At 39.4% G+C, this 19,826-nt stretch carries 19 protein-coding genes; 9 read left to right on the top strand and 10 right to left on the bottom strand.

Annotated features, from left to right (window positions below; all coding sequences use genetic code 11):
* Nucleotides 1-13 precede the first annotated feature (13 nt).
* Nucleotides 14-1,837: a GMC oxidoreductase gene (locus OA91_RS12655; RefSeq protein ID WP_063338727.1), complete on the top strand. Its 1,824-nt coding sequence runs from the start codon at nt 14-16 to the stop codon at nt 1,835-1,837.
* Nucleotides 1,834-3,333 carry a multicopper oxidase family protein gene (locus OA91_RS12650; RefSeq protein WP_063338726.1) on the top strand — a complete coding sequence of 500 codons (1,500 nt, stop codon included), beginning with the start codon at nt 1,834-1,836 and terminating at the stop codon, nt 3,331-3,333. Before OA91_RS12655 ends, OA91_RS12650 begins: the two co-directional genes overlap by 4 nt.
* 65 nt (nt 3,334-3,398) lie before the next feature.
* Here OA91_RS12650 and OA91_RS12645 read toward each other — a convergent pair whose 3' ends face one another.
* Nucleotides 3,399-3,671 carry a hypothetical protein gene (locus OA91_RS12645; RefSeq protein ID WP_063338725.1) on the bottom strand — a complete coding sequence of 91 codons (273 nt, stop codon included), beginning with the start codon at nt 3,669-3,671 and terminating at the stop codon, nt 3,399-3,401.
* A gap of 576 nt (nt 3,672-4,247) precedes the next feature.
* Between OA91_RS12645 and OA91_RS12640 the strand changes: the two genes are divergently transcribed.
* From OA91_RS12640 to OA91_RS12615, 6 genes are all read left to right on the top strand, one after another.
* On the top strand, nt 4,248-5,342 hold the full coding sequence (locus OA91_RS12640) for a hypothetical protein (protein ID WP_157203839.1): 1,095 nt from the start codon (nt 4,248-4,250) through the stop codon (nt 5,340-5,342).
* A gap of 98 nt (nt 5,343-5,440) precedes the next feature.
* Complete coding sequence (locus OA91_RS12635) at nt 5,441-6,013, top strand: DJ-1/PfpI family protein (protein WP_063338723.1); 573 nt, start codon at nt 5,441-5,443, stop codon at nt 6,011-6,013.
* 115 nt (nt 6,014-6,128) lie between these two features.
* Nucleotides 6,129-6,488 carry a ribbon-helix-helix domain-containing protein gene (locus OA91_RS12630; RefSeq protein WP_046018972.1) on the top strand — a complete coding sequence of 120 codons (360 nt, stop codon included), beginning with the start codon at nt 6,129-6,131 and terminating at the stop codon, nt 6,486-6,488.
* 107 nt (nt 6,489-6,595) lie between these two features.
* Nucleotides 6,596-7,132, top strand: coding sequence for a hypothetical protein (locus tag OA91_RS12625; protein WP_063338722.1), 537 nt, complete (start codon nt 6,596-6,598; stop codon nt 7,130-7,132).
* 153 nt (nt 7,133-7,285) lie between these two features.
* Nucleotides 7,286-8,200, top strand: a complete 915-nt coding sequence (locus tag OA91_RS12620; RefSeq protein ID WP_063338721.1) for an alpha/beta fold hydrolase — start codon at nt 7,286-7,288, stop codon at nt 8,198-8,200.
* A gap of 249 nt (nt 8,201-8,449) precedes the next feature.
* The gene (locus OA91_RS12615; protein WP_063338720.1) at nt 8,450-9,499 is read left to right on the top strand and encodes a tetratricopeptide repeat protein; all 1,050 of its coding nucleotides are present in this window, start codon (nt 8,450-8,452) and stop codon (nt 9,497-9,499) included.
* A 55-nt stretch (nt 9,500-9,554) separates the two neighbouring features.
* Here OA91_RS12615 and OA91_RS12610 read toward each other — a convergent pair whose 3' ends face one another.
* The 9 genes from OA91_RS12610 to OA91_RS12570 form a co-directional block, all read right to left on the bottom strand.
* Nucleotides 9,555-10,454 carry a bile acid:sodium symporter family protein gene (locus OA91_RS12610; protein WP_063338719.1) on the bottom strand — a complete coding sequence of 300 codons (900 nt, stop codon included), beginning with the start codon at nt 10,452-10,454 and terminating at the stop codon, nt 9,555-9,557.
* A gap of 171 nt (nt 10,455-10,625) precedes the next feature.
* Nucleotides 10,626-10,811: a hypothetical protein gene (locus OA91_RS12605; RefSeq protein ID WP_063338718.1), complete on the bottom strand. Its 186-nt coding sequence runs from the start codon at nt 10,809-10,811 to the stop codon at nt 10,626-10,628.
* Between the two features lie 295 nt (nt 10,812-11,106).
* Nucleotides 11,107-11,571 carry a GNAT family N-acetyltransferase gene (locus tag OA91_RS12600; protein WP_063338717.1) on the bottom strand — a complete coding sequence of 155 codons (465 nt, stop codon included), beginning with the start codon at nt 11,569-11,571 and terminating at the stop codon, nt 11,107-11,109.
* 65 nt (nt 11,572-11,636) lie between these two features.
* Nucleotides 11,637-12,218 (bottom strand): HD domain-containing protein, encoded by a 582-nt coding sequence (locus OA91_RS12595; RefSeq protein WP_063338716.1) that lies wholly within the window; start codon nt 12,216-12,218, stop codon nt 11,637-11,639.
* A 206-nt stretch (nt 12,219-12,424) separates the two neighbouring features.
* Nucleotides 12,425-12,856: a universal stress protein gene (locus tag OA91_RS12590; RefSeq protein ID WP_063338715.1), complete on the bottom strand. Its 432-nt coding sequence runs from the start codon at nt 12,854-12,856 to the stop codon at nt 12,425-12,427.
* 8 nt (nt 12,857-12,864) lie between these two features.
* Nucleotides 12,865-15,465 carry a TRAP transporter permease gene (locus tag OA91_RS12585; protein ID WP_063338714.1) on the bottom strand — a complete coding sequence of 867 codons (2,601 nt, stop codon included), beginning with the start codon at nt 15,463-15,465 and terminating at the stop codon, nt 12,865-12,867.
* A gap of 80 nt (nt 15,466-15,545) precedes the next feature.
* Nucleotides 15,546-16,517, bottom strand: a complete 972-nt coding sequence (locus OA91_RS12580) for a TAXI family TRAP transporter solute-binding subunit (RefSeq protein ID WP_046018990.1) — start codon at nt 16,515-16,517, stop codon at nt 15,546-15,548.
* 105 nt (nt 16,518-16,622) lie between these two features.
* Nucleotides 16,623-17,456, bottom strand: a complete 834-nt coding sequence (locus tag OA91_RS12575; RefSeq protein WP_063338713.1) for a 3-keto-5-aminohexanoate cleavage protein — start codon at nt 17,454-17,456, stop codon at nt 16,623-16,625.
* On the bottom strand, nt 17,456-18,799 hold the full coding sequence (locus OA91_RS12570) for an aspartate aminotransferase family protein (RefSeq protein WP_046018992.1): 1,344 nt from the start codon (nt 18,797-18,799) through the stop codon (nt 17,456-17,458). The genes OA91_RS12575 and OA91_RS12570 overlap by 1 nt, the downstream gene beginning before the upstream one ends.
* A 114-nt stretch (nt 18,800-18,913) precedes the next feature.
* On the opposite strand from OA91_RS12570, the gene OA91_RS12565 reads away from it, so the two are divergent.
* Entirely contained in the window at nt 18,914-19,816 is a 903-nt protein-coding gene (locus OA91_RS12565) for a LysR substrate-binding domain-containing protein (protein WP_063338712.1), read from the top strand.
* Nucleotides 19,817-19,826 lie beyond the last annotated feature (10 nt).

Raw genomic sequence — 19,826 nt, 5'->3', positions numbered from 1 at the left:
AACAAATACCAATATGAAAGAAGCACAAGAGCAACAAAGCTATAGTCTAACTCACCCTCAAGAAAGCATTGAGGCAGATGTTGTTATAGTCGGTGCAGGTGTTGTCGGCAGCATAATGGCTTGGAAACTATCTCAAGCCGGCTTGAATGTCGTGATACTAGACGCAGGTGCCAAGGTTAATAAAGTCGATGCTATTAACCGCTATAAGAATGACCTAACGAAAGAAGCTAACTCACCTTATAAGATGATGCCTTGGGCACCTGTCCCAGATGATAACGACCCTTTAAGCTATTACGTACAACCTAAATTACCCTCTTCTCCAAACGCCCCACAAGAACCTAAAAAGCAGATTGCTTTTGAAGGCTTTTTTATGCGCTTAGTAGGAGGAACCTCTTGGCACTGGACAGGCCATGCAGAGCGCCTTTTTCCCAATGACTTTAGAATGAAAACCCAATACGGAGTGGGGAAAGATTGGCCAATTAGCTATCAAGATATTGAGCCTTATTATCATCAAATTGAAGATGCATGGGGTGTCGCAGGTGGCCCAGATTGCATCGCCCCATCACCAGACATTCAATACCCTATGCCTGAAGTTCCTCGCTCCTATCTAGATAGAGTCATTGGCAAAGGTGTAAAAGAACATAATCTAGGCCCAGATAGCCAACCGCTGCCCCACTGTCGTAACTCTGTTCCAAGGGATAACAGACCCCAATGCTGTGGTAACGCAAGTTGTTTACCTATCTGCCCCATTGGCGCTAAATATGATGCAAGCGTTCATGTTCAAAAAGCACAACAACTAGGCACAAGAGTGCTAGCCAACCGAGTTGTTTTCCAAGTCGCCCTTGAAGAAGACGGTAAACAAGTTAAGGAGATTTATTATCGTAATTTTGATGCTGACCCTAAAACAGGCCCAATTGGCATTGCTAGAGCAAAAACCTTTATTCTAGCCGCCCATGCCGTAGAAACAGCCAGACTAATGCTGCTTTCGGCAGGCAAGTTCAATGTGCCAGCATCGGGTTTAAGTAATTCATCAGATCAAGTTGGTCGAAACTTGATGGGCTTTGCCAACATCAACACCTTAGGCTATGCCTCAGATGATATGAAGGTTTACCCCTATCGTGGACCTGTCAGTGCAACAGGTGCCTTTGGCCAATGGCGAGATGGCGAATTTAGATCTGAATCTGCCTCTATTGCCCCCTTTATCGTTAACGCAGCATTTAAAGGAGGTATAGGCCCTATCCAAGAAGCAGAAAAAGGCATAGAAAAAGGCCTAGTGGGAGAAGCCTTAAAACACTATGTTGATAATAGAACGGCTCGTCAGATCAACCTTCATAGTACTGTTGAAATCCTACCTATTAGCACCAATCGAGTAACGCTATCAGACCAACTTGATCCATTAGGCCTCCCTAGACCTGAGGTAAATTTTCAGCTTGATGATTACACCCTAAGAGGCTGCAAAAAAGCGTGGGATTGGCACCTAGATGTTTTTCATAAACTTGATATTAAAACCATCACAGATGAGCCCATGCCTGCAAAAACTGATGAAAACTGGCATAAATTTGTCGCAGGTGAATTCAAGCAAAAGTATCAATTAAGCCTCACCTCTGGTGATGCCGTAATCGCAGGCACGGCATGTATGGGTGATGATGCCAATAAAGCAGTTGTCAATAAGTACAGCCAAAGCTTTGATCATAACAACCTCTATGTAGTCGGCACGGCTAACTATTTAAGCGTAGGCAGTGCGTCGCCTTCTTTAACGGCAGCCGCATTAGGCCTTCGCAGTGCAGAGCATATTATCAGCCACTTTTTTAATGCAAGTGCCAAGGAGTCAGCATGAGCATCTTTAAAAACAATAAAATACCAAGACGTTCATTCATTAAAGGAATAAGTTTAACTAGTCTCGCTGGTGCTGGTACGGGATATTTTATCTCTGGGGCTTGGGCGAAAAGCGCTCACTCACGCCCTTTACAAAATCCACCTCAAGAAGCTGCAGTGGATGGCTTACTAAGGGTAAATATCAATGCACAATATGGCAATTTTGAGTTAATGAATCAGCAAACCTACTTGCGTTGCTTTGATAACCAACCCGTCGGTCGTACGCTAAGGGTCAAGGCGGGAGACACAATCAGATTAGGTTTACACAACAAACTTCCCTATGATCCTTTGCAAGAAATTTGCACTAGCATCCCAACGGAAGAAGACAACACACCAAGGGGCTTTAATGTGACGAATATGCATGTACATGGTGTGCATGTGTCACCCAAAAGCCCTGCAGATAATATTTTTACCTTAGTCAGGTTCCAAGAGTCCGAGCAATATATTTATAACATTCCTAAAGACCACCCTCCCGGCACTTACTTTTATCATGCTCACTTTCATGGCTCAGTAGCTCTACAAGTGGCTTCTGGTATGGCTGGCGCCTTGATCATTGAAGGCCCAATTGATGATGTACCCGAAATTAAAGCCTGTAAGGAACAGGTTTTGTGCTTCCAAACACCTAGGTTTGATAGCGAAGGTTTATGCGAAAATTATGATTTATTAAGTGAGCAAGGTGCCATCTTAATCAATGGCCAATATAAACCTGTTATCACAATGAAGCAGGGAGAAGTACAAAGGTGGCGTATGGTAAATGCTAGCCATATGGCCAATATGCAATTTAACGTACAAGCACATGAGGTTACAGCTCTTTGCTTTGACGGTAACCCTTTAGAAGAAAGTCGCATTCAAAATCAAATTGTTATGGTGCCAGGTAATCGAGCAGATATATTAATTAAAGCAAAGGCAACAGGTACTTATGCCATCTATTCAGAACCAGTTACAGACACTGATTCAGAAGCGGAAAAGGAAGCAAAACGATTAGCTAGCCTTGTCATAGAGCCACAAAAATTAGACATGCCTCTTTTTCAAGGAAAGCTACCTAGACCTAACTTATTAAATAACATTAACAAGGATGAAATTACTTTTGGCCGACGTTTAGAGTTTGGGCTTTCAGGTGCTGCAGAAGGCAAAAAGTACACAATTAACGGCGAACCTTTTTCTTGTCTCAATCCTTGGCAAATCCCCTTAGGCGCCGTGGAAGAATGGGAAGTTTATAATCATACTGCTGAATCACACCCATTCCATATTCACGTCAATCCGTTTCAAATGATAAGTGGTGGAGATGTTGAGCCAGGAACTTGGCTTGACACTGTTAACTTAGCACCTTTCTCACGCATTCGTTTTAGAACACGGTTTGAAGATTATACTGGCACTTTTGTATTTCACTGCCACAACCTGACCCATGAGGATTTAGGAATGATGCAAGCAGTTGAAGTTATCTCCCCCATATCCTAACAGGATCAAAGGGCGACAATTAGGTCGCCCTTTCCACTTATTTTACAAAATGAACTTTCATCAAACTAATCTGATAGTTTTTCAATATCCATAATGCCTGCTACACCATCTAGGGGCTTAAAAATGGTAATCATGGCAGAATAAAGTGTTTGACTATCACTCTCTTTCGCATCACAAAAAAAAGCATAGTTTGTACCTGATACCACCTGAGTGGCCACAGCAACGGGCGTATATTGAACATTGTCGAAGTGCGCTGTTGCTTCTTTAAAGCACGTCATGGCCCTATCATCTAACAAAGAGCTAAATGGGCCATACGTCCCTACCATCATGTACGACATAATTTATTCCTTTAAATCTAAACACATTGGTAATTTAAGCCAGCAACAAGCAAAGGTTATTACTGACTCACAACCAATATAAAACACGATTTATCACTCAGCCAGTGTAATAATCTCATTTCCCCAAAAGTCTCATATAACGAACGTTAAGGGTTCATATTTTCAACAATAAATACTAACCCTTTGTTTTTTATAAACATTAACAAAATTTAATAATTGGTTTTATTCATGAGTTAATATCCAATAAAACACTTGTTACCCTTAATTCTAAAAATATTACACCTCTTACAAAACGAGCTTCAACTAACTAGGGAAGCTAAAGTTCAGCTTTCTACAGTCTCAAAAATTTATTTCATTGAACTTTTTATCCAGCTATTACGTAAAGGTCTAAACAGACAGTGGATAAAAGCAGAATATGAAATCCATAAAACTGTACATTTATACAGTTTTATTTTTTAATAAAGCACCTTTTTATTCCATAGATTAGAACTAAAGTAGATAAATCTAATCTATATGAAGCTTGAAGCGCGTTTCTGTTTTCGCAAATATTCTTATGCTAAACATGTTGCAGGTACTATGACTAAAAAAGTGAATAACTCATTGGTTAATAAAACTCAAAATACATCCCTTAGCCAAATGGACATTCAAGCTCATCTTGCACTAGGTGAGTACTGTCTTATTTCCGCCCCTGTGGTAGATCTTCCTAATGGGCAGACCTGTGTCCCTCAGCATTTTTATGGATACAGTCATAGTCTGGAAAGTGTTGAGCATTTACTAGGCAAAATAAGCTTTGATAAAGCCTTCCCTATTTTCTGCGCTGAAGATGAGCAAGGTCTTTTCATTCAAGTAGGTATTATTGGCAGGGAGAACTATGAGAAGAAGGTCCCAGACAGAAGCAATAAAATTGTTTATGGCCGTAAATGGCGAGTGGAAGTTAATCTACCTACTTCAGAGATAGTACAAACTGTTTTTTTGGCCCTTAAGAAAACTCGGGAACATGAAATTCGAGAGCTTTTCAGCTTAAAAGCAGAAGATGGCAAGAGCGTTAGCACACCTTTTAACAGCCATCACGACCTTCCTTTAATGGCACAATATGCAGAGCTATTTGACCTAAGTATGGACCCAGATGCTGACTTTGATATGAATGTCATCAATCAGACCTTTGAAAGACTCAGCTTTGATCAAACCCGTATTGAATGCTTAGACATATGCACTCGCCGAAATGGAAAGTTTCTTATCGATATTATTTTCCATATAGGCAATGCCACTCAAGATCCTCAAATTGAGTTCGCAGAACTACATGGAATTGAATGTACTCTAGTCCTAAATAAGGCCTGTATTAACGAATTGCTATATGAAGTCATGCAGTGTTTAGTCAATTTAAGCGATAGATACGTAGAAGAACATTTTAGCTTTAACGGTTTTAGGCGCTTTAGTCGTAATAATAACATTCAGGCAATCGGTGACTTTTCCATCAACACACGAAAAATCCATGAAGACAAATTAAATGAAGAAGGTAAACGTCTCATCAGTGAACATAATTGCCAAGTAGATGAAAGCCGTGCGCCTCTCATTAAATTGGCTCAACAAAAACAACGTCTTGCCTCTTCCTTTATGCAAACAGAAGCAATGGAAGGATTTCTACCTAAAGGGTTAAAAGACGAAATATAAAGACAGCTTTTTCGCTTGTATTAACCCGCTAATACCTTAAATCGATTATTTATTGTTACAACTAACCTACCGTAATCAAACTGACGATAGGAAAGACAATGAATAATAAAAAAATCCTTATGATCACAGGTGATTTTACCGAAGACTACGAAACCATGGTGCCATTTCAAGCATTACTCGCTAATGGTTATCAGGTTGATGCTGTTTGCCCAGATAAAGTGGCAGGTGACAGTGTTCGTACTGCTATACACGATTTCGAAGGAGATCAAACCTATACCGAGAAACCTGGGCATAACTTTGTTTTAAACGCCTCTTTTGCAGAAGTAAAAGTAGAAAGCTATAACGCATTAGTCATTCCAGGAGGACGCGCACCTGAATACTTAAGGCTTAATCCCGAAGTCATCAAGATGGTGCGTCATTTTTTCATCGAAGATAAACCCGTTGCAGCCATTTGCCATGGAGCACAATTACTATCTGCTGCCGGTGTTTTAGAAGGAAGACAGTGCTCAGCTTACCCCGCTTGTCGCTATGAAGTTGAAGCCAGCAAAGGCATTTATGCGGATATCGACGTGGATCAAGCTATCACTCAAGGCAACCTTGTTACAGCCCCAGCTTGGCCTGCTCACCCTGAATGGCTAAAACAATTCTACCTTTTACTTGAAGCCAACTAAGCGATAGGAATACGCGAAAAATACGTCAAATAAAAACGCTTTAAAGCATTTCATAGTATGCTTTAAAGCGTTGTTATACTCGTTAGACTCATAATTTACAAATAAGGTTAGAATCATGTGCAAACTTTTTATTCAAGCCGATAGCCAGCTCTGGCAAAGTTCGACACGCTCGCTTCGAATTGACGGTATGGTTACGAGTATTCGTTTAGAAAATAGCTTCTGGGGGATTCTAGAAGAAATTGCCAAACGAGACGATCTTCAAGTTCCACAAATGATTACTCGCCTATACCATGAGTCAATTGATGCCGGCCATGATATGGGAAACTTCACTTCATTTTTAAGAGTATGTGCTATGCGTTATGTGTCTTTGCAGGTTCATGGGCAAATATCTTCAGATATCAGCACACCGATAAATACGCTAAATGCAGATGAGATACTATTGAACGAAAAGCTTATTAACCAAGCAAAACATTAGTTCGATTAAAACCCTATCAAATAAATGTTAAAAAGCTAAGAAAAACCGCAATTTCCACAACTTATGATCTACCTTTAAAAGAGAGTGTTTAAAAGGTATTTTCAAGTATGATTAAATTTGCCCTAGTTGTTAGCACCATTACTTTCCTTGGTTGTAGCTCTGTTCAACAACAAACATTTAGCCTAAGTACAGATGAAGAATTCAAACTTAAAGCCGCAAAAACGTTAGAGTTTTCGACATTGTGCGAGCAACTTTCGATTATTGCTTTTATGAATCTATTGGATAAAGATCCAGCAGACATATCTAACCAAGATGAAGGTAGAACCTCTTGCTCTTTTAGTGGTTCCCAAACGCATTCCGGTTATAGTTTTGGTTTTACTTACCAATCCCCAGACGACACAGAGTATGCATACTCTGATCATAAATACCTCAACAAAACCTCGTACACTAAAAGCGAGTTAGAACTAAACGCAGTAAAAACAAATAACGCCATAGATATTTACATCAAAGCCAGCAATCAAGATCAGGCATTTGAAAAATTAACCTTTCTAGTAGATAAACTTTTACAACAGGAATATAGCCAATATTATACTGAGACCAAAACACAGCAGATAAAAAAACCTAAGCCTTATTATGATGATTAAGGTTTATTTATTACCTCAATGAATATCAGATACTCAAGCACAAGCAATTGTTTTAACAGCCTTTAGTTTTTTCTTATGGTATATCTAATTTAGATAAATGCTTTCAAATTAGGATGGTGTCGTCCTAAGCATCCCTTATTGATGAGCACTCACATGATAGAAAAAATAATAAAGGCCCAAGATGGTCATGAGATTCAAGCTTTCATTTGGCCCTCTGAAAATGCAAAGGCTTGGGTACATATTTTTCATGGAATGGCTGAGCATGCCAAACGCTATGACACTTTCGCTCAAGCGCTTGTGGAAGAAGGTTATAATGTCCTTGCTCACAATCATAGAGGCCATGGTACAAGTAAAACCACGGTTTTAGGCCAATTTGCAGAACAGGATGGCTGGCAAAAAGTATTAATTGATTTAGAAACAGTCAGAGAAGCAATTTGCACAGAAGAGACCAAGCTGCCTTATTATATTTTTGGCCATAGTATGGGATCTTTTATCGCTCAATCTTATTTGATCGGCAACGCCAAGCCGATAGATGGACTAATGTTAAGCGCCTCGAACCAACAAAATACTTTTATGAGTCAGGCAGGTAAATTAGTTGCCAATATTGAAGCCATGCGTCTTGGTTCTGATAAGCCCAGTAAACTGCTGCAATTCTTATCTTTCGGTTCCTTCAACAATCACTTTAAGCCCACCAGAACAGAGTATGACTGGCTCAGTCGAGATCCAAAAGAAGTTGATAAATACGTTGATGATAGCCTTTGCGGCTTTGCTTGCTCCATCAGCTTATGGCAAGATTTTTTAACCGCTTTAACTCAACTTTTTCAACCAGACAGCCTCAAAAAAATTCAAATAGATCTTCCCATTATAATTATTGGAGGAGATAAAGATCCTGTCGGATTAATGGGCAAAGGGCTGACTAAACTGGCCCAAAGCTATCGAAAAGCAGGCCAAGAGAAAGTGACTTTTAAGCTTTACACTGATGCTCGTCACGAGCTTTTAAACGAAACGAATCGCACTGAGATTTTAGAGGATATTCTTTCTTGGTTGCATCAAAATCAAGAACCGTAAATATTGAAAAATAAGTAATGAGAGCTTTTAGTTGTGTTGAACAAGCTACGAATTTAAGAATCAGTTTTATAAATTTTTTGAATACGTAAAACTAACGTAACTTTGCTAAACCTCTAAAGCATTCAAATTTTCAACTAATAAGTATACTAACAACACTGTATTTAAATTTTGAGCAGACCCATTGTTTATTTTAATATAAACAATGGGTTACCCTTAAACAACTAACAATCTTTTAATTTAAGGGAATAAATGTTTAAGCCACTTATGTTGCTAATAACTAGCTTTAGTTTGATAGCATGCCAATCAAATTCACTGAACGATAAATATGTTGATAGGTATAAGGACTCTCTTAAGCCTGTCAGCGAAGTAGAAAAACAAATTCGCAAACAATACTTAATCGCAAATGACTATTTTTATGGTTTTGATAGAAAACAAAACCAAAAAAAAGCTTGTGATATTTATGAAAAGCTAGCTTTCAAGCAAGATCCAGAATCAATCAACAGTTATGCCTATTGTTTTGATTTTGGTGAAGGTAGAGAAGAAGATGATGATAAAGCTTGTTCATTATTTGAAAAAGCTGCCCAATTTAACATACCAAGTGCTCAAAACAGCCTTGGGAATTGTTACGAGTTTGGAATTGGAAAAATAAAAAGCCTAGATTTAGCTATGTACTGGTATAAAAAAGCTGCTGACCAAGGCAATTCTCTTGCAATACAAAATATTGCTGATCTTGAGTTAGAAATACCCTATGTTGAGAATAGAAATAACAATCCTATACCACGTTTAGTAAATCATCAAAATTGTAAATTAGCTGAAACTAGAGCACAACAAAATGATAATGATGATATACCGTCTAAGAGTGAAGCTATATTCCTAGTAGGTCTCTGCTATCATGACCATCTTGGATTCAAACAGAATGACAGCAAGGCCTACGACTGGTTTAAAAGAGCTGCTGAAACAAATATTGCTGAAGCCCAGTTCCAAGTTGGTTATTACCTATTCAAAGGAAAAGGAATTAAAGCGAATAAAAGCCGTGCAATTTATTGGTTTAACTTAGCTGCGGCTCAAAAAAACCATCAGGCAGAATTTTATTTAGGCGAATATTATTATATGGGATACACCAATAAAAAAGATTATACACAATCATTTTATTGGTTTGAAAAGGCGGCTAATGGAGGCAGTATTGAAGGTATGCTTAGACTTTCTGAAAGCTATAAAGATGGTAAAGGTACAGAAAAAAATGATGCTCTAGCAACCTACTGGCTTCAAGAAGCATCTAAACAAAAAGCATTAAAATAGCTTTAAAAAGTTCAAATATAAAGGCCTGCTACTTAACGTTAGCAGGCCTTTTTATCTAACTTTTTTGCTTGCTCCAATAACTCGCTAATAGCGAGCCTGAAACATTATGCCAAATACTGAATATGCTGCCTGGCAAAGCCGCAACAGGTGTAAAAAATTTAATCGCTAGAGCGGCAGCTAGTCCTGAGTTCTGTAACCCTACTTCAAAGGCTATCGTTCGACATATTCTCTCATCAAACCCTAGCAAACGAGTGACACCATAACCTAAGATCAAACCTATACTGTTATGAATCATCACGGCAAAGACAATCAAGTAACCTATTTCAGCGAGTTTTCCTGCGCTTAAAGCAACCACTATGGCGATAATAAAGACAATGGTAAACATAGAAATATAGGGTAATAAAAACTGAATTTTTTCCACTTTTTTAGCAAAAAAAGTATTCAATAAGACGCCGACTGTCACAGGTAAAAGTACAATTTTGACTAAACTTTCCAGCATAGCCTGAACCGGAATATCAACGCCCTTTCCTACCATAAGAGCGACCAGAAGCGGAGTTAATACAACACCGATTAAGGTTGAGATACTTGTCATTGAAATTGATAAGGCCGTATCACCTTTTGCTAGGTAGCACATAACATTTGATGCTGTACCTCCAGCAACACTGCCCACTAGAAGCATACCAATAGTTAATTCATCATCAAAACCAAATACTTTGCTAACAAGTAAAGCTGCTATTGGCATTACCATAAACTGCAACAATACACCGACGATAACAGCTCGTTTGCTCGCCAGAACTTGCTTAAAGTCTTTTGCTGTTAATGTTAGCCCCATTGAAAGCATAATAATGATTAAAAGGGGAATAATGTAGCTTTTAAAATCTACAAAAAAGTTTGGCTGGAAGTAAGCATAAGCACTTAACAATAAAGCCCAGACGGGAAATAGCAAAATTAGCATAATAGATCCAAAACTATAGAAGGTTACAGTTAACTGAAAGTAAGTCAGAAACAGAATACAGAAGAAATGTAGCGTTATGATGGAGTATTCAAAAAAGATGCGAATGGCAAATTGACTACTCTCGAGCCTTATTTGCCATTCAAACTAAAATAGGAATGTATTTAAAAGAATTTATTCAAAAATACAAAGACGCTTAGCGACTTTAACTTTTGTCGTTTTACGTGCTGTTTTAACCTTAATTTTACTTTCAAGGTCATTAGTTTGATTGTCTTTTTTATCCTTACCTGAGAGCTCTTCAAAGCTCTGACTCGCTGCAACATCCTTTTCTCGAGTTAAACTCAAATTTTCCGATTGCATACTTACCACCTTTAAATCCGTTAAAGTTATCGGTTATTGTTTACTCAATTATTATGGGATTTAGTGACATTTTCATTAAATATCACCCTCATATAGGTAATCGGCCAAAAGTGCCATTTATTGAGCTTAATATCGCAAATTTAAGTGTTTTTAACCGGATTTATATCAATTTTTTGACATTAATAGCCAAATAGCATCCTTGCTTTGGCGGCCCAGGGGCCACTTGAAAGGGGATCAAGTAACTTGAGTCTATCTAACCCAAATTTCAGGATATATTACGTGGAATTACGCTTTATTAATCTTGTGAGGAGCAAAGCTCAGATCGGGAAAAAAATAACACTTGATGCTGCTGATGAGTGAATGTTAAACCTGCATATTCAGCTACTCTAACTGAAGCCAAGTTAGTTTCTTTCACCTCAGCACAAATGGCATCTTTTATACTATTTGCAAAAACAAGCACCATCTCTTTAGCTAACCCCTTACCTCTGTAGTTTGGCTCCAAAGTCCAAGAAAGTTCCCAAGCTTGCTTCTTTCTATCATAATCAGCCCGCAATGAACCAATGTCTTCATCTTGATAGACTGCAATCACAAGTTTACGGTTTGTATTTTTTAGCGACCTCTCTAACCAAACTTGATGTTGAGCAACCTCTATCAAATCTTGAGTATGGCTAGATAACCTTGTTAGTTCATCATTACGCCACGCTAAGAGCTGTTCTGCATCCTGAATGCTGGCTTGCCTCAACTGAACGTCATTGATCATATTATTAAACCTTTTTGTTTATGTACTCTTAACGCTGGTATTTTGCTAACTCTCTAGCATTAGAGTTAGCTTAACGCCCCAGCTTCAACCGCTTTATTAAGCTCAGTCTCTACTTCTTCCCATAATGTATGGCTTGCACCTTGAATGCGTGCTTTATTTAATGAGAAAACTTTTTCTTTAGATATGTTATGCCGCTTCCAACTATGCCCTTCTCCATGAATATTATGTAAAAGCGGTGGCACTCTATCAATGGCCTTGGCGAATTTAGCGTCATTCGTCTCGCCTGCTTCAAACTCTAACCATAAGCTATTGAGTTCAACTTCCATTTTTGCAGGTAACAGAGCAAAGAGTTTATGGATACCTTGACTCTCTTGCTGCTTAATCTCAGTTGTTTCAGAGGCATAGATAATGGTATCTCCAGCTTCTATTTCACCTAAGTCATGAATCAGAAGCATCTTAATAACCCGATTAATATTGATCTCGTCATCAGCATGATCTTTTAGCAAAAGCGCCATAAGGCTCACATGCCAGCTATGTTCTGCTGAGTTTTCATAGCGAAAATGTCCAACCGGCTTTGTTTTACGCAACACTGATTTGAGTTTTTCAACTTCAACCATGAAGTTTAATATCTGCTTAATATCTGACATAGTTAATCCTTTATCCCATTATTATCAGGCAGTTAGGATACGTAAATTTGAATTCACTGTATCTAAGAAGCAAGGAGTTTTCGCAAACTTTACCTAAGAGTCTTATTTAGTCATTCTCATCTAAAATGCAACGCAAAAAAAACCGCACATAAATGTGCGGTCTAAATTGTCTAACACCAATTATTAGCGCTTTCATGATTGAAGCGTTAACCCTTTACCACCATGACAGGGATATCTGCATGGCTTAATACCTTGTTTGCGATTGAGCCTAGCATCATGTAACCCACTCTCGACTGCTTATGGCTAGCCATGACAATCACTTGCGCATTACTTTCTTTAGCAACGCTTAAAATAGATTCCACTGGCTTTCCTTCAACAACCTTAGTAGTGCAATCATTAGCATCAATGGGAAGCTCATCATTTACAAATTCAACCAGTTTTTGATGCACTTGTTTTACCGCTTTATCAAAAGTCCCTGGTTGGAAGAAAGACCCAACTAATGGCATTTGATACCCAGCTAATGCGGTTAAAAGAATTAAGTTTCCGCCAGGTGATAGAACATGCAAAGCATGCTCTATCACTTTATCTGTGTAGCCTTTTTCTGCCAGATCAACCGGCACTAGCACTGTGTCATACATAATGCCTCCTAAGCGGCTTGACCAGATACAAAAGAATTAAGTCTTTGCTGCTGCAATTTACGAATAACAAGCAGGACAAGCAATGCAGGGATAAATACCAGCTCTTTAGGCGGTCTATCGGATTCTTTTTCTATCCCCATAATTTGCCAACCAAAATCAATACTGGCTTTCTCTGCTGCACTACCAAAGTCAACATAATCAACCGTCCAGATCTCACCATCTTGGGTTAGATTCAGACCAAAAGATTGAAGTCTTGCCATACCATCGCCATCTGTTTGAGTCAGCTGTAATGAGACAGTTTTACTCACTTCATCTCCTTCAATGGTGACACCTTCTACCTGAAGTTGAATAAAGTCTCCCTGATTAAGTGCTTCTACTTCTTGAATCAATGCAGTTGGCGCTACTTGAGTTTTTGGCTCGTAGACCATATCCCACCAGAAACCTGGACGGAATAGGCTAAAAGCGATTAAAACAAGCACTAAAGATTCCCATAATCGGCTTTTAACCAACCAATAACCTTGAGTACCAGCCGAGAAGACAAGTATGGCAACTATCGCACTGGCGACGGTTAAGATGAGATCTAGAATCGAATCTATACCAATCAATAAAAGCTGGGTGTTATAGATGAACATGAAAGGCAAGATCGCCGTTCGTATGTCATAAATAAAGCCTTGTATACCCGTTTTAATTGGGTCATCACCACTGATTGCTGCTGCGGCAAACGCAGCAAGACCAACGGGTGGCGTATCATCAGCCAAAATACCAAAATAGAAAACAAAGAGGTGAACAGCAATTAAGGGAACAACTAGGCCATTCTCAGCGCCTAATGACACAATAACGGGTGCCATCAAGGTCGATACCACAATATAGTTTGCTGTTGTCGGTAAACCCATACCTAAAACAATACAAATTATCGCGGTAAAAATAAGAATCAGAATAAGATTGCCACCGGAAATAAACTCAACAAATTCAGTCATCATCTGACCTAAACCTGTTAATGTTACTGTTCCGACGATAATCCCCGCTGCAGCTGTGGCAATACCAATACCGACCATGTTCCTAGCACTGGTGATCATGCCATCAATAAATTCATTCCAGCATACCTTAAACTGGCCAGCCCAATTGGTTTCATTACGGAACCAAGCCTTAATTGGCCTGTGAGTTAGCACTACGGCAATTAAAAACACCACAGCGTAAAAAGCAGATTGTTGAGGAGAGTATTGCTTAACCGCTAATGCCCATAAAAGAACAACGATTGGCAAAGAGAAATACAGACCTGAGAACACGGTAGGTCTAGGTTCTGGCAAGTGGTCTAACTCAATACTTGTTTCATCTTCAGCTAAATCTGGATACGCAGCTGATAGTTTTACTAGCGCAAAATATGCAGCCACTATTAGTAACAACATCACCAAATAAGATGTGCCACCTAATACCATTTCTAAAAAGCTAGACCCATAGAAAACCACCAGACCTAATACTAGTAGAATCACAGATGTGCTCATCCAAGACAACATACGCATGGCAAGTGTTGGTTTGTTAAGCTTTTCAATCCCCTTCATATTAAGCTTTAAGGCTTCAAGATGGACGATATAGACCAAGGCAATATAGGAAATAATAGAAGGCAGAATAGCGTGTTTAATCACCTCTATATAAGGGATACCAACATACTCCACCATTAAGAAAGCTGCAGCTCCCATAATAGGTGGTGTTAACTGGCCATTAGTAGAAGCTGCTACTTCGATAGCACCCGCTTTCGTACCTGGAAAGCCGACTCGCTTCATCAAAGGGATAGTAAAAGTACCTGTGGTAACTACATTCGCAATTGAGGAACCTGAAATAATCCCGCTCAAACCAGATGCTACGACGGCAGCTTTAGCCGGTCCACCACGCATGTGGCCTAACAAGGAGAAAGAAACCTTTATCAGGTAATTACCGGCGCCAGCTTTATCAAGCAATGAGCCTAACAAAACAAATAAAAATACGAAGGTAGTGGAAACACCGATAGCAACACCAAAAACACCTTCGGTCGTTAGCCATTGATGGGAAGCAACCTTCTTCAAGCTTGCCCCTTTGTGAGCAATCACGTCTGGCATATATTGACCAGCAAAAGTAAAGGTCAAGAAGACAACCGCGACTATCACTAACGGCGGCCCAAGGGTTCTCCGTGTTGCTTCAAGGAGCGCCAGCATACCCACAACAGCAACAATAATATCTGTTACGGTTGGTGCCCCCATACGAGAAGCGAGGTCATTGCGAAAAACTAATAAATATAAACACGCACTTGAGGCAGCTACCGCAAGCACTATATCGAGTAAGGATGCAGACGTTTTACTCGAACTCTTTGTTGCAGGAAATAAAAAGAATGCTAAAAAAATCGCAAATGATAAGTGAATATACTTAGCTTGATCTTCATTAAAAGTGGCAAAATTAAGAATAAATGGAAGAGGAGAAGCGTACCAGATTTGAAAACTTGCCCAAGCGATTAATGTGCCGACAACGAGCTTTGCCATATTACCGTTAAATTGACGGCTACCAGTTTCTGAGCTTAAAAACTCATCTGCTGCATTATTTTGCTCATCATTTGAGCCAGATAAATGTTTGGGGTTCATAGATTAATTCCTATGCCGAAAACGAAAAAACACAGGGGCCTAAGCCCCTGTTGAAGTGACAATTAAACGAACTTGTCGACTTACATCAAACCCGCTTCTTTATAGTACTTAACCGCACCTGGGTGTAATGGTGCAGACAAGCCATCTTTAATCATCTCTTCTTTCTTCAAATTAGCAAAAGCTGGGTGTAGCTTTTTGAAGGTTTCAAAGTTCTCAAACACAGCTTTAACCACGTTGTAGACCAATTTATCATCTACTTTTGCAGAAGTTACAAAAGTCGCACCCACACCAAAGGTACCCACATCTTTAGCATTACCTGAGTACATGCCGCCTGGGATAGTTGCAGTACGATAAAAAGAATTATCAGCCACTAGTTGATTAATCTTAGCACCAGAGACTTCTACAATAACGCTATCGCAAGACGTTGTTGCTTCTTTAATAGAGCCACTTGGGTGACCAACAACATAGACCATTGCATCAATTTTGTTATCGCAAAGTGCTTTAGACTGCTCTGCCGCTTTTAATTCAGATGCCAACGCAAAGTCATCCATATCCCAGCCATATTTATCCATGACAACTTCCATTGTGCCACGTTGACCAGAACCCGCATTACCTACGTTCACTCTCTTACCTTTAAGATCTTCAAAGGTTTTAATACCTGAGTCAGCACGAGCAACCAATGTAAATGGTTCAGGGTGAACAGAGAAAACCGCTCTTAAGTCTTCAAATTTACCATTTTTGCTAAATTTACTGGTGCCATTGTAAGCATGATATTGCCAGTCAGACTGAGCAACACCCATGTCCAATTCACCCTCGCGGATAGTGTTAATGTTGTATACAGATCCACCTGTACTTTCAACACTACAACGTATGCCATGCTCTTTTCGCGCTTTATTCACCAAGCGACAAATCGAACCACCTGTTGGATAGTAAACACCCGTTACACCACCTGTACCAATTGTGATGAACTCTTGTGCTTGAGCAGTAACAGATGCTCCACCAAAACATGCGGCAATACCTGCACCGATAAGTGTGGATTTAATGTATTTCATTGACGACCCCTTAGCTATTTTATTGTTTGCTTTATTTGTTAAGTGATAGTTTTCGCTTACCTTGCTTTTTTTGAAACAAAAGTAAGTATTCATTCCTTTGTACGATTAGAACTGATTCCTTAGCACCTCAGTTGTCATTGCTGTACGTTTAATTTCCTGTAAACGTGACACCATCTCTTCGACTTGAGCAGCATTATTTTTTGCTAACTCTCCTGTCTTAGAAAACAGATTATTTTCAAACCCTATGCGTACATCACCGCCTAACTTCGCTGCTGCTAATAGACAGTCTTGTTCCTTTTTGCCAAAAGCGCAAATTGCCCAACGAATATCATCTAATTGTTCTATTAGATGAATAAAAGGAGTTAAGTCGGATGGATCTGATTCTAGTTGTTTGTGATATCGCCCTAAAACCAATAAAAGGTGATGCTTATTCTTAGGTAAAAGGCCTCTTTTACGAAGATCTAAATAATAGGCAAGCTGATCTGCTGAATAGACAATGTATTGAGCGACTATATTATTATCAGCAGCCCAATGAAAAAATTCACTGGCATTAGATTCAAAAGATGGATCTGGAATAAGTTCAGATAAAGCAAAAGAAGCTGCTTCAGGTTTTAACGTCCTAATTAATGCCATTTGCTGCTCAGGCTGATAAATACCAACTGCTTCAGTGGTCAGTTGGATCATCACCTCATCACCTAATTTTTCTCTAACCGCTGCAATAACTGCACGATTATCATCTATTTCCAGAGAGTGGCGACCTGTTTTTGTTCTAGCATGTAGATGAACCATACTAGCGCCAGCGGCAACACATAGAGCGACTTCTTCTGCAAGTTCATCAGGGGTGATAGGTAAAGCAGGATGATCGAGTTTACTCTTTCTTGCACCATTAGGCGCAACGATAACAGCACAAGCGGGGCTATTTCCATTAATCCTTGTCATTAAACACTTTCCTTGTAATGTTTTTGAGTTACGGCATCAATACTAAAATACAACTTGTCAGTTAACTCATCAAGTTGGTCATCACTAATAATAAATGGAGGAGCTAAAAGCACATGATGCCCTTCTTGACCGTCAATTGTACCTGGCATTGGATAACACATAAGGCCAAGTTCCATCGCCTGAGCTTTTATTTTTGCATGTAGTTTTGTGCTTGCAGCAAAGGGTGTTTTTTTCTCTTTATCTGCCATTATCTCGATCGCACGAAATAAGCCTCGACCTCGAATATCCCCTATGAAAGCATGATTCTCAAAGCGTTTTTCTAATTTCGCTTGTAATAAATCCCCTGCAACCCTAACACGAGGTAGTAGAGCATCTTGTTCGATTGCATTAAGAACAGCTAATGAACCCGCGACAGCCGTTGCATGGCCCATATATGTATGACCATGTTGAAAAAAGCCAGAACCATTTGAAATAGTATTATGTATTTCAGAAGATGCCATCATAGCACCTATTGGCTGATACCCTGCCCCTAGGCCTTTCGCGATTGTTACCATGTCAGCTTCGATACCTTCCTGCTCGTGAGCAAATAAGGTACCTGTACGACCCATGCCACACATCACCTCATCAAGAATAAGAAGAACGCCATATTTATCGCATATTTCACGAATACGCTTAAAGTAACCTTCTTCAGCGACAACAGCACCAGCCGTTGCACCCACAACAGGCTCAGCAATAAATGCGATGACAGTTTCAGGACCAACTTCTAATAACCTCTCCTCTAGTTCATTTGCCATGCGTTGACCATATTCAAATGCGGTTTCAGATGCAGTCTGACCATGGTATGCAAAACAAGCAGAAATATGCTCAACAGGCATAAGTAAAGGAGAAAAGGGTTCGCGTCTTAGGGCATTTCCGCCAACTGAAAGCGCACCCAGCGTATTGCCATGATAACTTTGTTTTCGAGAAATAAAACGAGATCTTTGCAGCTCGCCTTTTTCAACGAAATATTGGCGAGCTAGCTTTAACGCAGACTCAACCGCCTCAGAACCACCTGATACAAAATATACATGCTCAAGCTTACCAGGTGCTGATGCGACTAGTTTATCGGCTAAGTTTTGAGCAGCCTCTGTCGTGAAAAATCCTGTATGAGCATAAGCCAATTGATCAATTTGTTCATGTAAAGCCGCCTTTACTGCAGGGTGGCTGTGACCTAAACAAGACACAGCAGCACCGCCACTCGCATCTAAATAAGATTTACCCATTTGATCAAAAATATAAACACCTTCGCCTCGAGCGGCGACAGGTAAATTGGCATGACAGTGGCGTTGAAAAATATGGTTCATTGTGGTGTAGGTATCTTTATCATTATCAAGAAGAAACTTAATTTATGATGTCTTTACCCTCACCGACAAACGATATATTCTCAGACCCTATGAGAAAAAGTAATGAGGTAAGTTGTGCCAAATAAACTCCCCCCACTAAATGCATTAAAAGCCTTCGAAGTGGCGGCACGTAAATTAAGTTTTTCTAAAGCCGCTGCGGAACTTTGTGTTACCCAAGGGGCAATCAGTAAGCAGATTAAGTCCTTAGAAGAACATCTTCAGCTAGCCTTATTCGACCGAACAACAACAGGCCTTGCTTTAACTAAAGCAGGTAAACAATATTTACCCACTATTATGTCAGCCCTAGAACAGATCCAAAGTTCTACAGCAAATTTACAACAACTAGAAACCAACAATCATAGTTTAAAGCTAAATATCATTCCCTCTTTAAGCCATCTATGGCTAATACCTCGCTTAAAAAGGCTCAGTGAGGCCTTACCTAATTTACGACTAAATATGGTATCAGGAGATGGTGCTTTTCAATTTCACCAAGCAAGTGCTGACATAGCAATTCGCTGTTTACCGCTTTCTTTAAGCCATGAAAACTCAACACTTTTGGCAGAAGAAGTACTCATTCCTGTTATTCACCCTGACTTATTATCTCAAACACCCATAAATCAAGCTCAGGACATTCTAAAACACCCATTACTAATGCAAACCACTAGACCTCAATTATGGTCACAGTTTTTAAGCAGCGTATTAGAAGGAGGGAAACCACAAGAAGCACCCAATTTCCATCATGGTTTTGAGCATTTCTTTATGTCTTTAGAGGCAGCTAAGCAAAAACAAGGAATCGCCCTTGTTCCAAACTTTTTGGCCACTGAATTTATAAAAAAAGGTGAGTTGGTTAATGTGTTAGAGGCTGAATACAAAAGTAGCTATGGTTTTTATTTTTTAGTACCTAGCTACCGTCAACAAAATGATCATGTACAGCAGTTTTATCACTGGCTACAAAGCGAAATACAAGTAAACAAGTAAACAGACTTAA

Origin of the sequence: Marinomonas sp. SBI8L (genome assembly GCF_001624705.1) — a bacterium.
Lineage (GTDB): Bacteria > Pseudomonadota > Gammaproteobacteria > Pseudomonadales > Marinomonadaceae > Marinomonas.
Note: the sequence above shows the minus strand (reverse complement) of the source record. Positions and strands in the feature narration are given on the sequence as shown.